Below are 20,785 nucleotides of genomic sequence, written 5' to 3'. Positions count from 1 at the left end.
ACCGCTGACGTGCGCCAACATCCGCAGGTCCCGGCGGGTCAGGTGGCCGCGCGCGGGGGCGCCGACGCCCGCCGCCAGGCGCGCAGGGCGAGGTAGCCGAACGGGGCCAGCACCAGCAGGTCGACCAGGTAGGCCACCCACTCCAGGCGCAGCGCGCGGCCCAGCGGGAAGGCGAGGGCGGCCAGGCAGATCAGCACGGTGACCCACCACGGGGCCGTGCGGGTCCACCGGAGCAGGAGGCCGAACACCAGCAGGGCCAACGGGAACGTCGGGCCCGGCAGCCACAGCACCAGCAGGCTCTGCGGCGGGTAGTCGGCGAACCGGTCCAGGGCCACCCGGTCCACGTCGCCCAGCGCCCCCTCGAAGAACCCCTGCAACCCGAACGCGACGCTGCCGAACATCCCGACCAGCACCAGCAGCAGCCACAGCCCGGCCGCCCGGGGGACGTGTTCGCGCAGCCGCTCGTACTCGCCGACCAGCCCGTACACCCAGGGCACCATCGCCAGCGCGATCAGCATGCCGCCGTTGACGCCGTAGTGCCCGGCGTCGGTCCAGAAGAACGGCGACGCGGCGAAGACCAGCGGACCGAGCAGGAGCGCCACCGCCTGGAGGCGTTGCACGAGCATAACCGCAGGTTATGGACGCCTTTCCCGGAGCGGCAAGCGCACACGCGCGGCCCGGCCCAACGGCCGCTCCCCCTTCCCCCCGGCGGTGCGCCCCGGGGCGGCCGGCGCCTCAACCGCCGCGCAACCGCACCCCAACCCCCGCTTCCTAGGGTCGTCCACACCCGAAGGAAGCCGAACACCCCGAAAGGAGCGTGTCATCGTGCTCGGTAGGACGACCCAGGCCCTCGGCGCGGCGGGACTCATCGCGGCGGTCAGCGTGATCCCGGCGCCCAGCGCGTTCGCCGCCACCGCGAGCGCACCCGCCGCCGCGGCGCCCGGCGAGGTGCGAATGTGGGAGGACCCCGACTACACGGGTTCGCTCTACGTCCAGACCACACCCGGCCAGTGCCCGGCGGAGGGCTGCGACATCGACGGCTGGGACGGCGACAACGAGATCTCCTCCGTCATCAACGAGACCAACTGCACCGTCCGCCTCTGGGACCTCGACGGGTTCGCCGGCGGCTACGTCGACCTCGGCCCCGGCCGCTGGGGCAACCTGGAACTCCAGGGCTTCGACAACAAGGCGGAGAGCTACACCTTCTACTGCTGAGGCACACCGCCGCGGCGGGCGGGGCGGGCAACCGCCGCCCCGCCCGCGCCGGCGGCGCGGTCAGGCCTCCCCCGCCACGGCACCGCAGTAGGCGCGCACCGCGTCGGCCAGGTGACCGGGCCGCGCCAGGGTCCCCTCCAGAGCCGCCCGGCCGAAGGCGGCCAGGACCGGGTCGCGGCTTGACGCCAGCGTGACGACCACCGGACCGGGGCCGCCGGTCGTCCGCCCCGCCTCGTCCAGGGTGAAGGACGACCACAGCCGCATCGACTCCGCGCAGGTGGCGCCCCGGCCGACCGATCCGGGTACGACCTCGGCCGCCATCTCCGCCCGCTCCTCGGCACCGAAGCCCAACTCGCGGTCGGAGAGGTCGGGGAGGGCCGCCGCGAGGAAGACCGCCACGGCCGCCGCGGCGGCGATGACCCCGGCCGCGTGCGCCCGCACGCGGCCGCCGGCCCCGTCCCGCGCCCGGTGCGGGGTGCGCTCTGCGGCCGCGCCCCGCAGCCGCGCGCCGGCCGCCGCCGCGCCACCGCACACCGCCAGGAGCGGGAGCAGACCGGCCGGGACGAACACGGGAGCGCCGTAGGCGGAGAGCAGTGCCCGCCCCACGGCGCTCCAGCAGTCCGGGGAGGGGTCCACGGCGCAGGCGGGGCCGCTGACACCGACCGCCATGGCGAGCGGTTGCAGCGCCAGCAGCACGATCACCGCGACCGCCGCGGCGCACAGGACCTCGCCCAGGCGTCCCCGCCCGCCCAGGCACGCCCCCAGGGTGAGCCCCACGGCGGCGGCCAGCACCACGGTCTGGACGACCACGGCGGCCAGGAGCACGCCGGCGGCCTCCGGAGATCCTGCGAACAGCGGCATCGCCGCCAGGAACAGCGCCGCGTGGCCGGCGGCCAGCGCCGCCCCGGCCCCGACGGGCACGAGGGCCAACCGCGGCCGCCCGGCGTTTCGCGCGCGCAGGGCCTGCCCGGTGTGGGCGAGCAGCGCCGCCCCGCCGACCGCCGCCGGAAGGGGCCAGGCCACCGCCATGGCGACCACGATGACCACGGCGGCGTCCAGACCGCCGGAGGCGGGGGTGCCGAGCAGACCGTGGAACTTGAACCACAGCATGAACGCGCAGCCGAACACCGGCGCCCCGCACGCCATCGCCCCGGCGCAGGCGGCCCGCACGCGCTCGGTGGCGGTCAGCCAGATCCGGGCGCACAGGGCCGCCCACCGCAGGAACAGCAGGCACACCGCCCACAGCGCCAGGACCGACACCGCGCCGCGCAGCGGATCGGCGGCCAGCAGCGCCGCCCACGACGTCGCGGCCTGCACGGGCGGCGCGAGCCCGACCAGGACACCGCCCGCCAGCGCGGCGGCCGCGAGGTGCCAGCGGTGCGGGCCGCGCGGAGCCCCGTACACCGCGTTCCACACGATCGCCGTGACGAGCGCGCCCACGGGCAACCCGAGGAGGACGGCCGCCACCTGGGCCGCCACCGCCCGGTCGGAGGGAACCCCCCAGACACCGACCATGCCGAAGTGGAGTTGGGCGGCGCCCAGGGCGAGACCGGCCACGGCCAGGTCGGCGCCGCTGACGGCGGCGAGCCGCCGGGGGTCGTCCAAGACCCGCAGCCGGAGCCCGTGGGCGGGGTGGTAGCGGCGCAGCCCCCGCCACCACCGGCCGCCGCCCCCGACGTGCGGCCGGGAGAGGATACGGCGCAGGCCCGCTCCGGCGCGGTCGGGGCGGTCGGCCCGGATGTCGGCGTAGTGCTCGCGGGTGCGCAGCACGCGGGCGCGCGCCCACTGCGCCACCAGCAGCGTGAAGGCCGTGGCTGCCAGGGCCACCAGCCCCGCCGTCGCCACCGTCGCGAGGTCCGGTGCGGGGATGTCGGTGACGACGGCGCCCGCCGCGGCGAGCAGCACGGCCGAGACCTGGGCCGCCATGAGGGGCACGGCGAGCGCGGCGAACGCCCACCAGGAGGCCATCGTCAGATAGGTGACGTCGACGTCCCGGTTGCGCAGGTGGGCGACCTCGTGGTGGAGCACGGCCAGGGCGCGGTCGTCGAGCCGCCCGTGCGGCGCGGCGAGCAGGGAGGAGTCGACGGCCAGCCAGTACCTTCCGAAGGCTCCGAACACCCGGGCCCCGCCGGCGGTGCCGGGGGTGACGACCAACTCCAGGCGGCCGCGGCGGCGTCCGCCGGTGAGGGTGTCGACCTCCCCGCGCGCCAGCCGCGCACCGGCGTCCTCCTCTCCCGCCATGGGGCGCAGCCGCCGCAGGAGGAGAGCGGGGTAGGCGGCGTAGCCGGCGGCCGTCAGGCAGACCCAGACCAGGCCGGGGGCCAGCGTCCACAGCACCGTCCGCCGCTGCACCCCCACCAGGCAGTCGACAAACCCGTCGAGGACCCGCCGGTCGGGAAGCTCCGCGACGCCCGCGCGCGCCTGCGCGGCGCACCCGGCCATGGGCCCGCCCATGATGTCGACGCCGGCCAGCGCCAGGGAGAGCACCCCGAGGTACATGGAGCCGACCGCCGCGACCAGGACGAGCAGGAAGAACCGGACGCCGGTGGCGCTGGGCAGCAGGAAGGGGTCGAAGGGGCCGGCGCGGCCGCGGGTGTGCGGTGCGGCGGCCCGCGCGTCAGTCCCCGGAGCCGGCACCGGCTTCGCCCTCGACCGCCGCGGGCGCCGAGAGTTCGGCGACGATCGCGCGCGCTAGCCGGTCCGCCTGCGCCGGGGGCAGGTTGGCCTCGGCGGCGTGCTTGGTGACCAGGGCGATGACGGCGGGGGCCGCCTCGGCGGGCAGGGCGGGCAGCGGGGTGTCGGGGCCGGCCTGCGGGCGCCGCCCGGGCAGCACCCTGCGGGCCGCCCACCGCCAGGCCCGGTCCCACCAGGGGCGCGCGGCGTCGGTGAGCGACCCGATGGCGAGGTCGCGCAGGACGGTGAGCACGATCCCGGTGACCACCCCGACGACGATCTCCCCGAATCCCAGCGGGTTGTCCTGGACCCGGCCGGGTCCGCCCCGCGCGAAGAACTCCGCGCGGACACGCGTGTAGTGGTCGCTCTCCTCGGGGGCGACCCGGGCGACCACGGATTTCGCCACGTGGTCGATGGTGGCGGCACGGCCGGGAGAGGCGGGGGGCTCGAACACCGCGACGGACCTCCAACCGTCCTCGGGAACGGAAAGCCCATCCTACGCAGCGTCCGGCGGGGATTCCGGAGAACGCCCGCCGCGACCCGTCCCTCGAACGGAGCGGCGGCCACGCGGCGGCGGGGAGGGCATGCGGAAGGGCGGCGGCCCGTGCGGGCCGCCGCCCTCGGTTGCGTGGTCGTTTCCCGTCAGATGATCTGCTCGGTCGGGAGCATGGTGATCTCGGTCAGGTTGACGTGCTTGGGGACCGCGCTCAGGAAGGCGACCGTCTCGGCGACGTCCTCCGACGACAGGACGTCGATCTGGGTGAGGAGGTCGGCCATGAGCTTGCTCGCCGCCGGGTCGGTGACGTGGTCGGGCAGTTCGGTGTCGACCATGCCCGGCTGGACCGTGGCCACGCGGATCTTCTTGCGGCCCAGTTCGGTGCGCAGCAGCCGGGCCAACTGGCTGACGTACGCCTTGGTCGCCGAGTAGACCTGGAAGCCCTCCAGGATCCGGACGGCGGCGATGGACGACGTCATGATGAGGTCGGCACCGCGCCCGGCGGCGGCCGCCGCCTCCAGGGACGGCACGAACGCCTGGACGGTGTTCATGACGCCCTTGACGTTGAGGTCGATCTGGGTGTCCCAGTCCGCCGTGGCCAGGTCGGTGATTCCGGAGATGAGCTGCACGCCGGCGTTGGCGAACACGAGGTCGACCCGGCCGAGTTCGTCGGCGACCCGGTCGGCCGTCGCCAGCACGGCGGCGCGGTCGGTGACGTCGGTCGGCAGCGCCAGTGCGGTTCCGCCGCCGGCGCGGATGCGGTCCTCGACCTGGTCGAGCCGGTCGCCGCGGCGGGCCAGCAGCGCCACCTTCGCGCCGAGTTCGGCGAAGCGGACGGCGGTGGCCTCGCCGATGCCGCTGGAGGCACCGGTCACCACGGCCACGCGTCCCGCGAGCGGGGTTCCGGAGACGACCTGGGCGGAGGACTGGATGCTCTGTGTCGTGTTCATGTCCACCACCGTGCACCGGGTTCCGCCGGATCGCGGGGTAGCGATACGGCCCCCCACGGGCCGGGGGACCGCCGCGAGCGTCGGTAGGCTCGGGGCATGCCACGCGCTGAGTTGGGCGAGTTCCTGATGACCCGCCGCGCCAAGGTGACACCCGAGGACGTCGGGATGCCGGCGGCGGGCGAGCGCCGGGTCCCCGGCCTGCGCCGCGACGAGGTCGCCGCGCTGGCGGGGGTGAGCGTCGACTACTACCGCCGGCTGGAGCAGGGCAAGGAGACCCGCCCCTCGGAGGTGGTCCTGGCCGGCCTCTCCAAGGCGCTGCGGATGACCGAGGCCGAGGAGCGGCACCTGTACGCGCTGGCCGGCGCGGCGCACCGCCTCGGCGAGGAGGCCACGGTCCAGCCGGTGCCGAACGAACTGCTGGACCTGATGGACTCCTGGCGCGACTCCGGCGCGATGGTGCTGGACCCGGTGCTCGACGTGGTCGCGATGAACGCCGAGGCCCAGGAGCTGTTCTCCGGGTTCGAGGAGACCGCCAACCTGCTGGAGATGGTCTTCCTGGACCCCGAGGGCCGCCGGTTCTTCGTGGAGTGGGACGCCTCGGCCGAGGCGTCGGTGGCCAACCTGCGCGCCAGCGCCGACTTCGCCGAGACGCCCGCCCGGCTCCGGGAGCTGCTCGACCGGCTGAACGCCGAGAGCCCGGAGTTCCCCGCCCTGTGGGCGCGCCACGACGTGCGCCCCAAGACCCACGAGACCAAGGTGCTGCGCCACCCGGAGCGCGGCCTGCTCAACATCGAGTTCCACGCGTTCAACGTCGCCAGCGTGCCCGGCTACCAACTCCTCGTCTACCGCGAACAGGGCCCGGCGGCGGATTCCGCCGACCGGTAGCGCCGCAAGCCGACGGCCGCGAGGGGGTCGTGCGCGGCCATGGCCGGCGTCCCGCTCAGCGCGGTGCCGGACTCCGTGGGCCGGCTGTTCCCCGGTGATGACGGCGGTCATCGGTCCACCGCTCAGCTTCGCCCGCCGCGCCCGCCGCGACCGCCGAGCGGACCAGCGCCGCCACCTCCAGGGAGCGGCTGGCCGGCGGCCAGGCGATCACCGTGGTGATCTCCGGCGCGTCGACCACGGGCACGGCGACGTGGTCGGGCCACTGCCAGGCGCGGCTGGAGGCGGGGATGACCAGCAGCGTCCTGCCGAGCGCCACGAGCTGGGCGAGCTGGGACTGGGTGCGCACCTCCGGGCCGGGGCCCTCGGGATAGGTGCCGTCGAGCCGGGGCCAGCGGGCGATCGGCAGGCCGGGGACGTCGCGGACGTCGGCCAGCGTGAGCCGCCGGCGCGACGCGAGCGGGTGGCCCGCCGGAAGGATCGCGACCTGGCCTTCGGTGTGGAGGTCCTCGGTGTCGAACCCGGCGAGGTCGTCGACCGGGCGGTGCATGAGCGCCACGTCGGCGCGCCCGTCGCGGAGCAGCCCGGCCTGCTCGCCGACCTCGCACAGGAGGACCTCGACCGGTGCCGCACCGGGTTGCGCCGCGTGCGTGTCAAGGAGCCGCCGCAGCAGGTCGTGGGATGCCCCGGCCTTCGTCGCGAGCACCAGCGGCCGCTCCGGGTTCCCGGCGCGCCGCGTCCGGCGCGCGGCGGCCGCGACCGCGTCGAGGGCCGTCCGGGCCTCCCGGAGCAGCACCCGTCCGGCGTCGGTGAGCACCACGCCGCGCCGGTCACGCTCGAACAGCACGACGCCGAGCCGCCGCTCCACCTGGCGGATGGCGCGGGAGAGCGGCGGCTGCGCGATCCCGAGCCGGTCGGCGGCGCGGCCGAAGTGCAGCTCCTCAGCCACGGCGACGAAGTACCGCAGTTCACGGGTCTCCAGGTCGTCCACCCGGCCACCCTACGGGTGATACCGGGGAGGTATCACAGCGGACCGGACCGGTGTTGGACGGCGGAGGCGCGGCGCACCGAGCATGGACCTCGTGAACAACATGAAGACCGCGCTGGTAACCGGCGCGAACAAGGGAATCGGTTTCGCCATCGCGCGGGGCCTCGCGGAGATCGGCTTCCGGGTGGCCGTGGGGGCGCGCGACGACGCCAGGCGCGAGGAGGCCGTCGCCCGGCTGCGGTCCGCCGGCGCCGAGGCGTTCGGGGTGGCTCTCGACGTCACCTCCGACGCCGGCGCCGCCGCGGCCGCCGCGGCGATCGAGCGGGAGGCCGGGCGGCTCGACGTGCTCGTCAACAACGCGGGCATCGGCGGCCGGACCGACAACGGCGCCCAGGACCCCACGACGCTCGACCTCGACGTGCTCCGCACCGTGCTGGACACCAACGTGCTCGGCGTCGTGCGGGTGACCAACGCGCTGCTCCCCCTGCTCCGCCGCGCCGAGGCCCCGCGCGTCGTCAACGTGTCGAGCAACATGGGCTCGCTGACCCTCCAGACCGGCCCGATCATGGCCGCCTACGCCCCGTCGAAGACCATGCTCAACAGCATCACCGCCCAGTACGCCCGCCGGCTCGCCGACACGAACGTAATCGTGAACGCCTGCTGCCCCGGCTACGTGGCCACCGACTTCACCGGCTTCGCCGCCCCGCGCACCCCCGAGCAGGGCGCCGCGATCGCCGTCCACCTGGCCACCCTCCCCGACGACGGCCCTCGCGGCGGCTTCTTCGACGACAACGGCCCCGTCCCCTGGTAAGCGCACCATCGCGGCGGAGCGCGTCCCCCGACCCGGTCGGCCCGAGTGCCGTGGACGGTCACCGGGCGGGCACGGTGTCGGGGGATCCCGGCTCGTGGTCGGGGGCGGCGGGATCCGGACCCGGACCGGTGGTCTTCGGGCCGCGGGCGAGGAGGTAGACGAGGAGGGCGGCCATGACGGCGGCGCCCGCCCACAGGGACTGCTGCCAGCCCTCCACGAAGGACTGCTGCGCGGCGTGGACCAGGTCCTGCGCGCGGTCGCCCGCGCGCGGGGCCGCCTCGACGGCGTTGGCGATGCCTTCGCGCGCGGTGTCCGCGGCTCCCTCGGGGATGCCGTCGAGGCGGCCGTCGACGGCGCCGCGGTAGCCGGTGGCCAGGAGCGCGCCGAGCAGCGCGACTCCCAGGGCGGTGCCGAACTCGCGGGTGACGTCGTTGAGGGCGGAGGCCAGGCCCTGGCCGGCGCGGGGCAGGGAGCCGGTGATGGCCTCGGTGGAGGGCGTCATGGCCAGGCCCATGCCGACGCCCATGGCGAGCATGCCGGGGAGGATGGACAGGTAGCCGCCGTCGACTGAGACGAGCAGCGCCATCAGGGCGAGGCCCAGGGTGGACAGGGCGACACCGACGGCCATGGTGGCGCGGGCGCCGATCCGGGCGGCCGACCTGGGGGCCAGGCCGGAGGTCACCATCATCATGACGGCCATGGGCATCATCGCCGCGGTGGACAGCAGCCCCGACCAGCCCAGCACGGCCTGGAAGAACGGGAAGAGCACGACGGCGATCCCCGCCTGGACGCCGAAGACGACCAGCAGCGTGACCGAGCCGCCGGCCAGGCCGCGCTCGCGGAAGAGGCGCACGTCCAGCAGGGCTGCGTCGCGCCGGCGCAGCTCCCACACCACGAACACGACGGCGGCGGCGACACCGGCGGCCAGGCCCGCCAGCGTGACGGGGTCGGTCCAGCCGCGCTCGGGGCCCTCCTGGAGGACGAAGATGAGCCCGGTCACGGCGGCGGTGGACACCAGCGCGCCGACGGTGTCGAAGGGGCGGGCGGAGCGCTCGCGGGAGTTGGGCACCGACGCCAGCGCCATCGCCAGCGCGGCGGCGGCCAGGACCACGGGCAGCGCGAACAGCCAGCGCCAGTCCGCGACGTCGACCAGCAGCGCCGAGAGGAACATGCCCAGGATGCCGCCGCCTCCGGCGACACCGGTCCACACGCCGATCGCCTTGCCCCGCTCCTCCTCGGGGAACGTGGAGGTGATGACCGCCAGCGTGATCGGCATGATCATGGCGGCGCTGATCCCGGCGGCCACGCGGGCGCCGATCATCACCGCGGCCGACGGCGCGAGGGCGGCGGCGACACCGGCCGCGGCGAAGACCACCAGTCCGGCGACCAGCATGGGCTTGCGGCCCAGCCGGTCGCCGACCGCGCCCAGCGGCAGCAGCAGCGCGGCCAGCGCGAGGGTGTAGACGTTGATGATCCACAGGACGGTGGTCTGGGAGGCGTCGAACTCGACGGCCATGTGGGGCTGGGCGACGTTCAGGCCGGACACCGAGGCGATGACGGCCATCAGCGCCGTCGAGACGGCGATCAGGATCGCGCGCAGTTGACGCGCGTCCGGCGCGTCCCCGCCCGCCACCGGTGGGGCCGCCGCCTGGGGAGGCTGGTCGTTGCTCATGGTTTCCTCTGGTTTCCTCTCGAAAGGGCATGTCGAAAAGGGCATGCGGAATCAGCGCCGGAGCGGGTCCGGTCGCCGAGGGCGTGGATGTGGGTGGGGGCACGCCGGCCGCCGGGCGCGGCAGCGAGGCCGCGCCCCCGCGCCGTCGCGGGGGCGCGCCACGGCCGCCCGGGGTCAGGCGGAGGGGGCGTCGGCCCGTGCGGCCGCAACGGCCGCGTCGGTGTCGGCGGTGGCCAGTTGGGCGTTGATGTGGGCTCCGGCCAGGGCGCCGGCCGCGGCCGAGGCGCCCACCTGCGCGGTGAGGTCGGTGGCGTTTCCGGCCACCCACACCCCCGGCACGGCGGTGGTGCCGGCCATGCCGGAGGCGAAGCGGCGGCCCATGGCGTCGGGCAGGTCCTCCATCGGCAGGTTCAGCCCCTCCAGGCCCTCGGTGCGCGCCCGCATCCGCGTGGCCACCGCGATCACCCGCCGCCGCACGAGCGTGCCGTCGACCAGGCGCAGGCCGGCGAGGTCGCCGCCCTCGTCGGTGACGGCTTCGCGCACCCCGGCCTCCACGACGCGGACGCCGCGTGCGGCGAACCGGGCGCGCGTGTCCCCGTCCAACTCGGTGCCGTCGGCGAAGTAGACCAGGTCGTCGGTGAGCTGGCGGAACAGCAGCGCGTGGTGGAGGGAGGCGGGGCCGGTGGCGAGGACGCCGATGGGCTCGTCGCGGACCTCCCAGCCGTGGCAGTAGGGGCAGTGCACGACGCCGCGGCCCCAGTGCGCGGCCAGGCCCGGCACCTCGGGCAGGACGTCGCGCAGGCCGGTGGCCACCAGGACGCGGCGCGCGGTGAGCGTGCGGCCGTCGGCCAGGGTGACGGTGAAGCGCGGGTCGCCGCCGGGTGCGGGGGCGGCGGGCTCGGCGGAGGCCACCTCCCCGAACACGATCCGGCCGCCGTACTGGCGCACCTGCCGGCGTCCGCGCTCGAGGATCTCGGCCGGCGGGGTGCCGTCGAGGACGATGAAGCCGTGCATCGCGGCGGCGGGCGCGTTGCGCGGGGTGCCGCTGTCGATCACGACGACCGAGCGGCGCACGCGGGCCAGCGTGAGTGCGCCGTTCAGGCCGGCGGGGCCGCCGCCGATCACCGCCACGTCGACGGTCTCGGTGGGCAGGGTGTCGCCCGCGGAGCGGGAGGTCGGGGTGGACATGTCGCGCCCTCCGTCGTCGGTGGTCCGCAGGTCCGGACCGACTGCCTGCGACATTAGGCCCCGATTGCGGCAAGGGCATAGCATGTTGCCTATGACGCAAGAAGATGGCCAGTTGGACAGCCTCGTACGCAAGCGGATCCGCGCCCTGCGGGTCGCGCAGGGCTGGTCTCTGGAGGAACTCGCCGCGCGCGCCAACATCAGCCAGTCCTCGCTCAGCCGCATCGAGAACGGCCGGCGCCGCCTCGCCCTCGACCAGCTCGTGACCCTCGCCCGCGCCCTGGACACCACCCTGGACCAGCTTGTGGAGAACGCCGCCGACGACGTGGTCGTCAGCCCGATGATCGACGGCACCCACGGCGTGATGCGCTGGCCGGTCAAGGGCGACCCCGGCATGACCGTCATGCGGCAGCGGATGACCGACCCGCCCCCCGACAACCCCGCCCGCATGCGCGCCCACCCCGGCCGCGAATGGCTGGTCGTGCTGTCCGGCACGGCGGTCCTGCTGCTGGGCCACCGCCGGTTCCGCATCGAGACCAACCAGGCCGCCGAGTTCCCCACCATGCTGCCGCACGCCATCGGCGCCGAGGGCGGGCCGTGCGAGATCATGGGGATCTTCGACCGCGACGCCCGCCGGGGCCACCAGCGCGACGCCGAGGGGTCCGGCGACGGCGACAGCCCACCGCGCACCTAGTCCGGAGCGAGGGCCGGCCGCCGCACACGGCGAGTTGCGCGCCGGGCAGCAAGCGGGACGACCTCCTTGCGTAATGCGCAAGGATCCGTGCGAATGACGCATGGGGCGCCTACGGTGATGCCATGAGCCCAGCGCACAGCCACAGCCACAGCCACAGCCACAGCCACAGCCACAGCCACACCTTCCACCCCGGCGGCCCGCACACCCACGACTCCGCGCCCGACGACAGCGGCCAGGCGGAGATCCTCGACCTGGACGCCGAGGTGCTCGCCGAGCACATCGCCGCCATCACCGCCTGGCTCCCGCTGAGGTCCGCGCCGCGCCGGATCGTGGACCTGGGCTGCGGCACCGGTGCGGGCACCTTCGCCCTCCTCGACCGCTTCCCCGACGCGCACGTCACCGCCGTCGACGCCTCCTCCGGCCACCTGCGGCTCCTGCGCGAGAAGGCGGACGCCCGCGGCCTCGGCGACCGGATCCGCACCGTCCAGGCCGACCTCGACGCCCAGCCCTGGCCCGACCTCGGCACCCCCGACCTGGTGTGGGCCTCGGCCTCCCTGCACCACATGGCCCGCCCCGACCGCGCGCTGGCCGACGTGCACGACCTGCTCGCGCCGGGCGGCCTGCTCGCGGTGGTGGAACTGGACGGCTTCCCCCGCTTCCTGCCCGCCGACGCGCCCGAGGGCCGCCCCGGGCTCGAGGAGCGCGTCCACGCCGTGGCCGACCGCCACCACGCCGAACACGTACCCCACCGGGGTGCCGACTGGGGGCCGATACTGGCCGCCGCCGGGTTCACCGTCGAGGACCAGCGCACCATCGCCGTGCACATCGAGGGCGACCGGGGTCCGGCCGTCGGCCGCTACGCCCACGCCGGCCTGCGGCGCCTCCGCGGCGGCGTGGCGTCCGCGCTCAGCCCCGAAGACCTCGCCGCACTCGACGAACTCCTGGACCTCGACGGCCCGCACAGCATCCTGCGCCGCGGCGACCTCGCGGTCCGCACCGAACGCACCGTCTGGGCCGCCCGCCGCGCCTGACCCCGGGCCGCCCCCGCGCCGTGCCGGCGCCAGCGGGCCGGCCAGGCGCCGCACACGCCACCACCGCCGCGCACCCGCGTGCGCCGCCGGGCCGCCGACCATGCCCGCGCCCGCCCCGCGCGGCACCACCGCCCGCGCCCCCGGGGCGCGGTGAAGAGAAAGGAGCACCTCCATGAGCGAGCCGCGGATCCCCGCCGACTACGAAGCCTGGCGCCGGCGCCGGTGGGAGGAGATCGCCGGAACCAACGGGAAGGGCACGGTCATCGCCAGGGCCACAATCCACGGCCGCGAACCGCACACCCTGCCCGGCCTGCCCGGCCAGTGGACCACCACTGGATCGGGCGCGCTGACCGTGACCGCCCCGGCCCGGGACGGTGTGCGCGTCAACGGCGAGACCGTCGAGGGGACCACCGAAGTGCCCTCCGGCAGCGCCCTGGAGTTCCCCGGCGACCTGACCGGCGTCGCGGGCGGCGCCGACGGCCACTACGGCGTGGTCGTCATGGACCCGAGCCGGGTCGCAAGCTCCGGCCTCAGCGGCATCGACCGCTTCCCCTACGACCCGGACTGGGTCTTCCAGGGCCGCTACCGGGCCGCTCCGCACGGACGGCGGATCGAGGTGGAGCGGCTGACCGCCCCGCGGAGCACGGAGGCCGTCCCGGCTCCCGTCGACCTGGTCGTGACCGTGCGCGGCACCGAGTACGTCCTCGCCGTCCTGGAGGACATGCCCGGACAGCGCCTGGTGGTCTTCACCGACGACACCAACGGAGACTCCACCCCGATGATCGGCCGCTGGCTGGTGCTGCCGCTGCTGGAGCCCGGCAGGGCGGTGGACGTGGACTTCAACCAGGCCACGCTCTCGCACCACCACCTGAACCCGGACGTCTTCGTCTGCCCCCTCTCGCCGCCCGGCAACCACCTGCCCCTGCGCGTGGAAGCCGGCGAGCGCGCCCTCATCCACACCGCCCCGGCCCGCGACTGACAGTCAGCCCGGCACAGAAAGAAGAAGGCATGAGCCAGGACATCAAGGACACCGCCGTCGCCTACCTGCGCGCCCTGGAGTCGCGCGACTGGACGGCCGCCCGCGCGCTGTGCGCCGACACCGCCACGGTGTGGCACAACGACGGCAAGGGCGAGCAGTCCATCGAGGAGAACGTCGCGGGGATGGAGGCCCAGATCGACTCCATCGAGTCGATGCGCTACGAGATCCTCCGCCAACTCTCCCAGCCCGGCGAGGTCCTCCAGCAGCACGTGGTACACGTCGCCACCGCCGAGGGGGTGCGCGGCGAGGTCCACGCCGCCGTCTACTTCGGCTTCAACGACGCCGGGGAGATCACCCGCATCGAGGAGTACGCCAACTTCATCCCCGCCGCCCAGGACGCCTGACCGGCACGGGCGGGCCGTGCCCCCGGGCAGGCCCGCCCATCACCGGTCACCGCCGCCCGAAGCCGCGGACCCCACCGGGAACCTCCGGCGATCCCCCCGACCCGCTACCAAAGAGACGGCGTACGTGGCGAAGGGGGAATGCGGCCCGCCCCGCCGCCGACCAGGGTGAAGCACATGACCTCCCTCCACGGCCTCCCCGGCTCCGACCGGGTGCCCGACCTCGCCGGGTTCCCCGGCCGCCGCATCGGCGGCACGGCACTCGTCGCCGCGCCTCTCCTGTGGTGCGCCGGCCTCGTCCTGCGCTACCTCGCGCTGCGCGGCGGGGCGTTCACCGACGCCCAACTGCGCGCGTTCGAGGCCCAACCGTTCATGGCGGACGCCCAACTCGCCGCCTACGAGCAGTCCCCCCTCATGGCCACGGCCGCCCACGCCCTGTTCGCCGCCGGGGCGATGCTGCTGGTCCCCGCGTTCGCCGCGCTCGCGCGCGTGGTGGCCCCCCGGTACCCGCGCCTGGCCGCGGCGGGCGCCCTGCTGGTCGTGCTCGGACTGCTGGGCCGCATGTACGCGGCGGGCGTCGACGCGGCCGCCTTCGCCCTGGTGGACGACCTCGGGCTCGGCCCGGCGACGGCGACCGTGAACGCCACCTACACCGACCTCGCCTACGGCCCGTGGCGGGTCCCGGTGACCGCCTACTTCGGCCAGTACGCCGGCGTGCTGCTGCTGGCGGTGGGCGCGCACCGCTCGGGGGTGCTGAGTACGGGCCGCACCGCCCTGCTGCTGCTGTGGGGCGCGCTGTGGTGCGGGGTGCTGAAGGAGGCGACGCTGGTGGACTGCGCCGTCGCGGCGGCCGCGGCCGCGCTGGTGTTCGCGCCGCTGGGGGCGCGGATCCTGCGAGGGAGGGCGCCCGGCCGCGCGGTGCGCCCCGGCGAGGCTCCGGCCACGGCGGGATCGCGCCTTGTCAGCTGGTGACCGCGCAGGTCCGGGCGGCGGGTCCCCGGCTAGGGTGAGACGCGTGAGCAGCGAGCGCGGCCCCCGGCCTGGGCCCCGACACGCGGGCCGGGCACGCGGCCGGGCCGCCCCTTTCGCCCTTTCCCTGGCGGCCTTCTGCGGCTCCTTCTACCCCCTGCTGCTGCCACCGTCCCACGCCGCGCTGCTGTCCGGTTTCGCCGCCGTGCCCGGCGCGGCAGGGGCGGCGCTGGTGGGGGCCGCGGCGGCGGCCGCCGCCTGGGGGGCGCGGCGCTCGCTGTGGCCGCTGGTGGCGCTGGCCGCCGCCGACGCCGTGCTGCGCGCCACCGGGCCGGTGACCGCGCTCGCTCTCTACCTCGTGGCGGCCCGGGGGCGGCGACCCGCCCTCGCCGCCGGGGCGGTGATGACCGTCCTGAGCGCCCTGCCCCGGCCCGGAGTGGGGTGGGACTCGGCCCTGGGGAGCGCGGCGCTGTTCGTGTGGCTGCCACTGGCCCTGGGGGCGTGGACCGCAGCCCGGGCCCAGGTCCTGGCCGGGCTGCGGGAGCGGGCCGACCGGCTCGAAAGCGAGCGGGCGGCCCTGGCGGCGCGGGCCCGCGCCGAGGAGCGGACCCGTATCGCCCGGGACATGCACGACGTCGTCGCCCACCGGGTCTCCCTCATCGTGCTGCGCGCGGGTGCGCTGGAGGTCGGCGCGGCCGACGAGGCCACCGCGGCCGAGGCCGAACTGATCCGCCGGACCGGGCAGGACGCCCTGCTGCAACTGCGCCACGTGCTGGGGGTGCTCCGCCGAACCGGGGACCCCGAGCCGGGCGCGGCCGGGGACGCGGCGGCCGAGGCCCCGGAGGCGCTGCGGCCGCCGCCCACGCTCGCCGATGTCCCCGACCTCGTCGCCCGGTCGCGGTCGGCGGGCGTCCCGGTGGAGTTGGAGGGCACCGCCGGGCACGGCGCGGACACGGCCGACACGGCCGAGGAGCACGCCGCCTACCGGGTCGTGCAGGAGGCCCTGACCAACGTGCACAAGCACGCGGGCGCCGCCGCCACCCGCGTCACGGTGCACCGCGCGCCCGGGGCCGTCGAGGTCGCCGTGGAGAACTCCCCGCCCGACCGGACGCCGCTGGACCTGGCCGGTACCGGGGTCGGGCTCATCGGCCTGCGGGAACGCGTCGAGGCGCTGGGCGGCGAGTTCCACGCGGGGCCGACCGGGAGCGGCGGGTTCCGGGTGTGGGCGAGGCTGCCGACGTGATCCGCGTCCTCATCGCCGACGACGAGGCCCTGGTCCGCACCGGCCTGCGGATGATCCTGGAGGCGGCCGACGACCTGGAGGTCGCGGGAGAGGCAGCGGACGGCGCGGAGGCCGTCGCCGCCGTCCGCGACCTGCGGCCGGACGTGGTCCTGATGGACGTCCGCATGCCGCGGATGAACGGGGTGGCGGCGCTCAAGGCGATCAACCGCGAACCCGACCCGCCCAAGGTCGTCATGCTGACGACCTTCGACCTGGACGAGTACGTCCACGGCGCCCTGCGCGCGCGGGCGGCCGGCTTCCTGCTCAAGGGCAGCGGCCCCCGGGAACTGGTCGCCGCCGTCCGCGCGGCCGCCGACGGCAGCTCGATCCTGGCCCCCGCCGTGACCCGGCGACTGGTCGACGCCGTCGCCGAGCGCCGCCCCGCCGCGGCCCGCGCCGCCCGCGAACGGCTGGCTCGGCTCACGCCACGAGAGAGGGACGTCGCCGACGGCGTGGCCCGGGGGCTGGCCAACGCGGAGATCGCCCGGGAACTGGCGATGACCGAGACCACGGTCAAAGCCCACGTCAGCCGGTCCCTGGCCAAGCTCGGCGCGGCCAACCGGGTCCAGATCGCCCTGCTGGTACGCGACGCCGAGGAGTGAGACCGGCCCCGGGATCACCGGGTGCCGCTGAAGCCGCTCCCCCGGGTTCGCGGCCCGGCCCTTTGACCTGACCAGGGCCGCCGCGGCAGCCCGGCCGCGCGCCCGAGGACGGACGGCTGGGCGGGGCGCGCCGGGCATCCCGGCGGCCGGGTCCCGGTCGAGGCGCGCCCGCGCCTGCCCGCCTTCCCCTGGGGAGTGCGCGCCGCGCCCGCTCAGGTCGGGCGCAGCGCGTCCATGACCAGGCGGAGCAGCCGATCGGTCTGGGCGGCGTCGACGCGGATGGGCATCAGCGCGCCCGCGGCCAGCAGCACGACGTCGACGGCCCGCACGTCCGCGCGCAGGGAGCCGTCGCCGGCACCGGCCGCCAGGACCGGGGTGATGGCGGCCGCCATGCGCTCGCGCATCCCGGCCACGTCCGGCCGCCGGGCGGAGTCGAGCACGTCCAGGCGCAGCGCGTCGAGCATGCCGCGCTTGGTCGCCGCGAACCGCGCGAACTGGTCCAGCCACGCCCGCAGCGCCTCGCGCGGAGGCAGCGCCTCCAGCAGGCGCCCGGCCTGGGCGAGCAGGTCCTCCACCTCGGCGTCGTAGGCCGCGGTCACCAGGGCCTCCCGCGTGGGGAAGTGCCGGTAAAGGGTGCCGATCCCGACCCCGGCCACCCGGGCGACGGCCTCAAGGGAGAAGGAGCCCTCGCCCTCAGCCAGGGCGGCGCGGGCGGCGTCGAGCAGGGCCCGGCGGTTGCGCTCGGCGTCCGCGCGGCGCCGGCGCGGGGCGGGGGCGGACGACTCACGGGGCTGCTGCACATCACCCATAGCGGAGGACCCTCCGGTTGTGGCATTCTGGGCTTACCGGAGGATCCTCCGGTTCATGCTCCATGATCTCACGAGAGAGAGCCCGCGCGATGACCGACTCCACCCCCGGCTCCGCCGTCCCCGCCCGCCCCGGCGGCTCCTTCACCCTGGCCGGCCGCGAGGTCGCCCGGGTCGGCTACGGCACGATGCAACTGCCGCGCGTGAGCGCTCCCGACGCGGCCCGCAGGCTGCTGCGCCGCGCCTGTGAACTGGGGGTGAACCACTTCGACACCGCCGACTTCTACGGCGGCGGCACCGCCAACCGCTGCCTCGCCGAAGCCCTGGGCTCCGAGGACGACGTGGTGGTCGTGACCAAGGTCGGCGCCCGGCCCGCCGAGCGGGGCCCGCTGCCGATGATCCCCGCCCAGCGGCCCGAGCAACTGCGGGCGCAGGTCCACGCCAACCTGCGCAGCCTCAAGGTCGAACGCCTGGACGTGGTCAACATGCGCCGCATCGCGCCCGGCTCCTTTCCGCTGCTCCCCTCCCAGATGGTGCGGTTCGACGACCAGATCGCCGAGATGGTCGCCCTGCGCGACGAGGGGCTGATCGGCCACATCGGCCTGAGCACGGTCAGCGCCGCCGAACTGCGCGCGGCCCTGCCGGCCGGGATCGCGACCGTGCAGAACCGGTACAGCCTGACCGCCCGCGGACACGAGCCCGTGTTGGACATCGCCCGCGCCGAGGGCATCTCGTGGGCGCCCTACTTCCCGCTCGGCGGCGCCTTCCCGGGCGCGGCGAAGGTGACCCACGAGCCGGTCGTCCAGCGGGTCGCCCGCGAGGTCGGGGCGAGCCCCGCGCAGGTCGGCCTGGCCTGGCTGCTGCACCACGCGCCCAACGTCCTGCTCATCCCGGGCACGGCCTCGATCACCCACCTGGAGCAGAACATTGCCGCCGGCTCGGTCGAACTCTCCGCCGACCAGGTGGCACGCCTGGACGCGATCAAGCCCGCCTCCGGAGTCCGCGGCGCCCTCAACCGCCTGCGCCGCCCCTGACCGACACCCCCGGGCACGCGGGCGCCGCCACCCGCACCGCCTCGGCGGGACCGGCCGCACGGGGACGGACCGCTCGCCGCCTGCTCCGGTCGGCGTCCTCGGACTCCGTATCGTCCTCCTACCTGAGACCGGTCACGCTCGTCCTCCATGGGTGCGCAGGGGCTTGGCGGGCGGACGCGCCCCCTTCTCACCGGTCCAGGCCGAGGAAGGCGTCCCGCATCACCGGATCGGTCTGGAACACCCCTCGCAGGTGCAGGGTCGCCATCTGCGCCCCCTCGGCCCTGGCTCCGCGCAGGGTCATGCAGGAGTGCTCGGCGGAGATCCGGCACGCCGCTCCCACGCTGTCCAGCCGGGTGCACAGCGCCTCGACGACCTGCTCCCCCAGACGCTCCTGCACTTGGGGGCGGGCCGCGTACCCGCGCACCAGCCTGGCGAGCTTGGACAGCCCGACGATGGGCGCCTTGAGGGCGGGCACGTAGGCGACGTTCGCGCGGCCGGTGAACGGCAGCAGGTGGTGCTCGCACACCGAGACGAACGGGACCGCGGTGACCGCGATGATGCCCGGTTCCTCGGCCTCAGGCGGGAACGTCACCCGCAGGTGGCGCGCGGGGTCCTCGTGCATCCCGGCGGTGAACTCCCGCAGCGCCCGGACCAGGCGCCGGGGGGTGTCGGCCATGCCGGACTCGGTCACCGGCAGGCCGAGGGCGGCCATCATGCGGCGGGCGTGCTCCTGGGCCTCGGTGTCCTCGGCGTCGATGAGGGCGGAGACGTCGCTCAGCCTGTCAAGGGTCATGGGCTTTCCTTCCTGGGAGTCAGTCGGCGGCCAGGACGCGCTCGACGGAGCGCTCGCGGGCGGCGGGGGAGGTCGCGGGGCGGTACTCCGCCGTGTTGACGTGGGTCTCGGTGACCTCGACAGCGGTCACGCGGGCGCCCGCCGCACGCTCCTGCCGACCGAGCAGGTCCTCGGCGACCCGGCCCAGCATCACGGCGACGGCCTCGACGGTGGGGTGGGGCAGGTCGCGGGCGTAGCGCTCGGCCTCGGCGGGAGCGGATTCCCCGAACCGGTAGACCTTGCTGCCCTGCTCCAGCAGGAACGCGGCCAGGGGGTCGTCGGCGCCGAGCATGGCCCCGTGGTCGAGATGGGTGTCGACGAAGGCACGCAGCGCCTTCTTGAAGGCGCCGAACTCGACGACGGTGCCGTCGCCCGCCAGGGCCGGCGCGCTCACGCTGACCTCGGCCCACCAGGAGTGGCCGTGCAGGTTCACGCACTTCCCACCCAGATGGGGCAGCCGGTGGGCGGTCTCAAAGTTGTGCCGGACTCGAATGCGGTGCGTCATGCACGCTCTCCTTCTCGTACGCGGTCGGATCCGGTACCCCGGCGTCGGCGAAGGCACGGCGCCGGGTCAGGCAGGCGAAGCACCGGCCGCACTGCGCGGGGCCGTCGAGGTAGCAGGTCCAGCTCCTGCCCAGCGGGGCGGACAGCGCGTGGCCGTGGGCGACGATGTCCTTCTTGGCCATGCCGATGAAGGGGGTTTCCACCCGCGGGACCGGGAACTCGCCGGCGGCCACGCGGATCATGCCGCGGTAGGCGGCGAAGAACCGCGGGGAGGCGTCCGGCAGGGGGTAGGGGTCGCCGACGGGGACCCGGTGCACCCCCAGGGCCACGAGTTCGGCTCCGCGCGCCATGGCCACGCCCGCCGCGGCGTCGGTGATCAGGGCGTTGCGGTTGGGGATCGTGATCGCCCGCACCGCGTCGGCGTTAAGCGCCTCGGGGACGTCGTGGGACGGATCGGTGAGGCTGCACCCGGTGAGCAGGGCTCCCAGGCCGCGCATGCCGATGACGTGGTGCTCGGCTCCGAGGTGGGCGGCGATCTCCCGTGCCGCCCGCAACTCTCCCCCGCGGTGCCGCTGGCCGTAGTCGAACGACAGCAGGAGCAGGGTGTGGGTGGCGCGGTAGTGGGTGGCCAGGACCGTGGAGTCCAGGCCACCGGAGAAGACCACCACCGCCAACGGCTTCTCGTGCTCGCGCGGCGTCACGGGGTCCTCCCGGCGGGCGCGGGAGTCGGTTCCACCGCACGCGTCGGCCGGTCGGCGGGGCGGGGAAGCGGGCATCGG

At 75.6% G+C, this 20,785-nt stretch carries 22 protein-coding genes; 11 read left to right on the top strand and 11 right to left on the bottom strand.

The features are described 5' to 3' along the window. Window positions 1–38 precede the first annotated feature (38 nt). Window positions 39–626, bottom strand: a complete 588-nt coding sequence (locus tag LG943_RS07550) for a hypothetical protein (protein ID WP_270071481.1) — start codon at window positions 624–626, stop codon at window positions 39–41. A 199-nt stretch (window positions 627–825) separates the two neighbouring features. Here LG943_RS07550 and LG943_RS07545 point away from each other — a divergent pair, with 199 nt between their 5' ends. After that, window positions 826–1,215 (top strand): peptidase inhibitor family I36 protein, encoded by a 390-nt coding sequence (locus LG943_RS07545; RefSeq protein ID WP_270071480.1) that lies wholly within the window; start codon window positions 826–828, stop codon window positions 1,213–1,215. A 60-nt stretch (window positions 1,216–1,275) separates the two neighbouring features. On the opposite strand, the gene LG943_RS07540 is transcribed toward LG943_RS07545, so the two are convergent. The 3 genes from LG943_RS07540 to LG943_RS07530 form a co-directional block, all read right to left on the bottom strand. Further along, window positions 1,276–3,852 carry a M48 family metalloprotease gene (locus LG943_RS07540; RefSeq protein ID WP_270071479.1) on the bottom strand — a complete coding sequence of 859 codons (2,577 nt, stop codon included), beginning with the start codon at window positions 3,850–3,852 and terminating at the stop codon, window positions 1,276–1,278. Continuing rightward, on the bottom strand, window positions 3,833–4,294 hold the full coding sequence (locus LG943_RS07535) for a hypothetical protein (protein WP_270071478.1): 462 nt from the start codon (window positions 4,292–4,294) through the stop codon (window positions 3,833–3,835). Before LG943_RS07535 ends, LG943_RS07540 begins: the two co-directional genes overlap by 20 nt. A 236-nt stretch (window positions 4,295–4,530) precedes the next feature. Next, on the bottom strand, window positions 4,531–5,334 hold the full coding sequence (locus tag LG943_RS07530) for an SDR family oxidoreductase (RefSeq protein WP_270071477.1): 804 nt from the start codon (window positions 5,332–5,334) through the stop codon (window positions 4,531–4,533). A gap of 96 nt (window positions 5,335–5,430) precedes the next feature. Here LG943_RS07530 and LG943_RS07525 point away from each other — a divergent pair, with 96 nt between their 5' ends. Continuing rightward, complete coding sequence (locus LG943_RS07525; RefSeq protein ID WP_270071476.1) at window positions 5,431–6,219, top strand: helix-turn-helix transcriptional regulator; 789 nt, start codon at window positions 5,431–5,433, stop codon at window positions 6,217–6,219. Between the two features lie 55 nt (window positions 6,220–6,274). Here the strand turns inward: LG943_RS07525 and LG943_RS07520 are convergent, their stop codons facing one another. Beyond that, on the bottom strand, window positions 6,275–7,207 hold the full coding sequence (locus LG943_RS07520) for a LysR family transcriptional regulator (protein WP_270071475.1): 933 nt from the start codon (window positions 7,205–7,207) through the stop codon (window positions 6,275–6,277). 82 nt (window positions 7,208–7,289) lie between these two features. Between LG943_RS07520 and LG943_RS07515 the strand changes: the two genes are divergently transcribed. Continuing rightward, a complete protein-coding gene (locus LG943_RS07515) occupies window positions 7,290–8,015 on the top strand; it encodes an SDR family oxidoreductase (protein WP_270071474.1) in 726 nt (241 codons plus the stop codon). 58 nt (window positions 8,016–8,073) lie between these two features. On the opposite strand, the gene LG943_RS07510 is transcribed toward LG943_RS07515, so the two are convergent. Together LG943_RS07510 and LG943_RS07505 are read right to left on the bottom strand one after the other, a co-directional pair. Then, entirely contained in the window at window positions 8,074–9,687 is a 1,614-nt protein-coding gene (locus tag LG943_RS07510; protein ID WP_270071473.1) for an MFS transporter, read from the bottom strand. Window positions 9,688–9,861: 174 nt separating this feature from the next. Continuing rightward, window positions 9,862–10,875, bottom strand: coding sequence for an NAD(P)/FAD-dependent oxidoreductase (locus LG943_RS07505; protein WP_270071472.1), 1,014 nt, complete (start codon window positions 10,873–10,875; stop codon window positions 9,862–9,864). A gap of 91 nt (window positions 10,876–10,966) precedes the next feature. Between LG943_RS07505 and LG943_RS07500 the strand changes: the two genes are divergently transcribed. The 7 genes from LG943_RS07500 (at window position 10,967) to LG943_RS07470 (ending at window position 16,830) form a co-directional block, all read left to right on the top strand. Next, window positions 10,967–11,566 (top strand): XRE family transcriptional regulator, encoded by a 600-nt coding sequence (locus LG943_RS07500; RefSeq protein WP_270071471.1) that lies wholly within the window; start codon window positions 10,967–10,969, stop codon window positions 11,564–11,566. Window positions 11,567–11,688: 122 nt separating this feature from the next. Then, window positions 11,689–12,597, top strand: coding sequence for a class I SAM-dependent methyltransferase (locus tag LG943_RS07495; RefSeq protein WP_270071470.1), 909 nt, complete (start codon window positions 11,689–11,691; stop codon window positions 12,595–12,597). Window positions 12,598–12,769: 172 nt separating this feature from the next. After that, on the top strand, window positions 12,770–13,576 hold the full coding sequence (locus LG943_RS07490; RefSeq protein WP_270071469.1) for a DUF1684 domain-containing protein: 807 nt from the start codon (window positions 12,770–12,772) through the stop codon (window positions 13,574–13,576). A gap of 29 nt (window positions 13,577–13,605) precedes the next feature. Beyond that, entirely contained in the window at window positions 13,606–13,980 is a 375-nt protein-coding gene (locus LG943_RS07485) for a nuclear transport factor 2 family protein (protein WP_270071468.1), read from the top strand. 174 nt (window positions 13,981–14,154) lie between these two features. Then, on the top strand, window positions 14,155–14,949 hold the full coding sequence (locus LG943_RS07480; protein ID WP_270071467.1) for a hypothetical protein: 795 nt from the start codon (window positions 14,155–14,157) through the stop codon (window positions 14,947–14,949). 43 nt (window positions 14,950–14,992) lie between these two features. Continuing rightward, window positions 14,993–16,189: a sensor histidine kinase gene (locus LG943_RS07475; RefSeq protein ID WP_270071466.1), complete on the top strand. Its 1,197-nt coding sequence runs from the start codon at window positions 14,993–14,995 to the stop codon at window positions 16,187–16,189. Then, the gene (locus LG943_RS07470; RefSeq protein ID WP_270071465.1) at window positions 16,186–16,830 is read left to right on the top strand and encodes a response regulator; all 645 of its coding nucleotides are present in this window, start codon (window positions 16,186–16,188) and stop codon (window positions 16,828–16,830) included. Before LG943_RS07475 ends, LG943_RS07470 begins: the two co-directional genes overlap by 4 nt. Before the next feature lie 212 nt (window positions 16,831–17,042). Here the strand turns inward: LG943_RS07470 and LG943_RS07465 are convergent, their stop codons facing one another. Continuing rightward, window positions 17,043–17,630: a TetR/AcrR family transcriptional regulator gene (locus LG943_RS07465; RefSeq protein ID WP_270071464.1), complete on the bottom strand. Its 588-nt coding sequence runs from the start codon at window positions 17,628–17,630 to the stop codon at window positions 17,043–17,045. A 98-nt stretch (window positions 17,631–17,728) separates the two neighbouring features. On the opposite strand from LG943_RS07465, the gene LG943_RS07460 reads away from it, so the two are divergent. Then, complete coding sequence (locus tag LG943_RS07460; protein WP_270071463.1) at window positions 17,729–18,670, top strand: aldo/keto reductase; 942 nt, start codon at window positions 17,729–17,731, stop codon at window positions 18,668–18,670. A 187-nt stretch (window positions 18,671–18,857) separates the two neighbouring features. On the opposite strand, the gene folE is transcribed toward LG943_RS07460, so the two are convergent. The 3 genes from folE to LG943_RS07445 are packed head-to-tail and all read right to left on the bottom strand — an operon-like array spanning window position 18,858 to window position 20,782. After that, the gene (gene folE, locus LG943_RS07455) at window positions 18,858–19,463 is read right to left on the bottom strand and encodes a GTP cyclohydrolase I (RefSeq protein WP_270071462.1); all 606 of its coding nucleotides are present in this window, start codon (window positions 19,461–19,463) and stop codon (window positions 18,858–18,860) included. 19 nt (window positions 19,464–19,482) lie between these two features. Next, complete coding sequence (locus LG943_RS07450) at window positions 19,483–20,007, bottom strand: 6-pyruvoyl trahydropterin synthase family protein (RefSeq protein ID WP_270071461.1); 525 nt, start codon at window positions 20,005–20,007, stop codon at window positions 19,483–19,485. Further along, window positions 19,973–20,782, bottom strand: a complete 810-nt coding sequence (locus LG943_RS07445; RefSeq protein ID WP_270071460.1) for a 7-cyano-7-deazaguanine synthase — start codon at window positions 20,780–20,782, stop codon at window positions 19,973–19,975. Before LG943_RS07445 ends, LG943_RS07450 begins: the two co-directional genes overlap by 35 nt. Between the last annotated feature and the right edge of the window lie 3 nt (window positions 20,783–20,785).

It is taken from the genome of Streptomonospora mangrovi, assembly GCF_027604915.1.
GTDB classification, from domain to species: domain Bacteria; phylum Actinomycetota; class Actinomycetes; order Streptosporangiales; family Streptosporangiaceae; genus Streptomonospora; species Streptomonospora mangrovi.
The sequence above is the reverse complement of the archived record's forward strand: the minus strand, read 5'-3'. Positions and strand labels throughout refer to the sequence as shown.

Excerpts from the sequence above, each read along its gene's own strand:
- LG943_RS07550 (WP_270071481.1), bottom strand. The coding sequence starts at position 626 with ATGCTCGTGCAACGCCTCCAGGCGGTGGCGCTCCTGCTCGGTCCGCTG.
- LG943_RS07530 (WP_270071477.1), bottom strand. The coding sequence starts at position 5,334 with ATGAACACGACACAGAGCATCCAGTCCTCCGCCCAGGTCGTCTCCGGA.
- LG943_RS07525 (WP_270071476.1), top strand. The coding sequence starts at position 5,431 with ATGCCACGCGCTGAGTTGGGCGAGTTCCTGATGACCCGCCGCGCCAAG.
- LG943_RS07515 (WP_270071474.1), top strand. The coding sequence starts at position 7,290 with ATGGACCTCGTGAACAACATGAAGACCGCGCTGGTAACCGGCGCGAAC.
- LG943_RS07510 (WP_270071473.1), bottom strand. The coding sequence starts at position 9,687 with ATGAGCAACGACCAGCCTCCCCAGGCGGCGGCCCCACCGGTGGCGGGC.
- LG943_RS07505 (WP_270071472.1), bottom strand. The coding sequence starts at position 10,875 with ATGTCCACCCCGACCTCCCGCTCCGCGGGCGACACCCTGCCCACCGAG.
- LG943_RS07500 (WP_270071471.1), top strand. The coding sequence starts at position 10,967 with ATGACGCAAGAAGATGGCCAGTTGGACAGCCTCGTACGCAAGCGGATC.
- LG943_RS07495 (WP_270071470.1), top strand. The coding sequence starts at position 11,689 with ATGAGCCCAGCGCACAGCCACAGCCACAGCCACAGCCACAGCCACAGC.
- LG943_RS07490 (WP_270071469.1), top strand. The coding sequence starts at position 12,770 with ATGAGCGAGCCGCGGATCCCCGCCGACTACGAAGCCTGGCGCCGGCGC.
- LG943_RS07485 (WP_270071468.1), top strand. The coding sequence starts at position 13,606 with ATGAGCCAGGACATCAAGGACACCGCCGTCGCCTACCTGCGCGCCCTG.
- LG943_RS07480 (WP_270071467.1), top strand. The coding sequence starts at position 14,155 with ATGACCTCCCTCCACGGCCTCCCCGGCTCCGACCGGGTGCCCGACCTC.
- LG943_RS07460 (WP_270071463.1), top strand. The coding sequence starts at position 17,729 with ATGACCGACTCCACCCCCGGCTCCGCCGTCCCCGCCCGCCCCGGCGGC.
- folE (WP_270071462.1), bottom strand. The coding sequence starts at position 19,463 with ATGACCCTTGACAGGCTGAGCGACGTCTCCGCCCTCATCGACGCCGAG.
- LG943_RS07450 (WP_270071461.1), bottom strand. The coding sequence starts at position 20,007 with ATGACGCACCGCATTCGAGTCCGGCACAACTTTGAGACCGCCCACCGG.
- LG943_RS07445 (WP_270071460.1), bottom strand. The coding sequence starts at position 20,782 with ATGCCCGCTTCCCCGCCCCGCCGACCGGCCGACGCGTGCGGTGGAACC.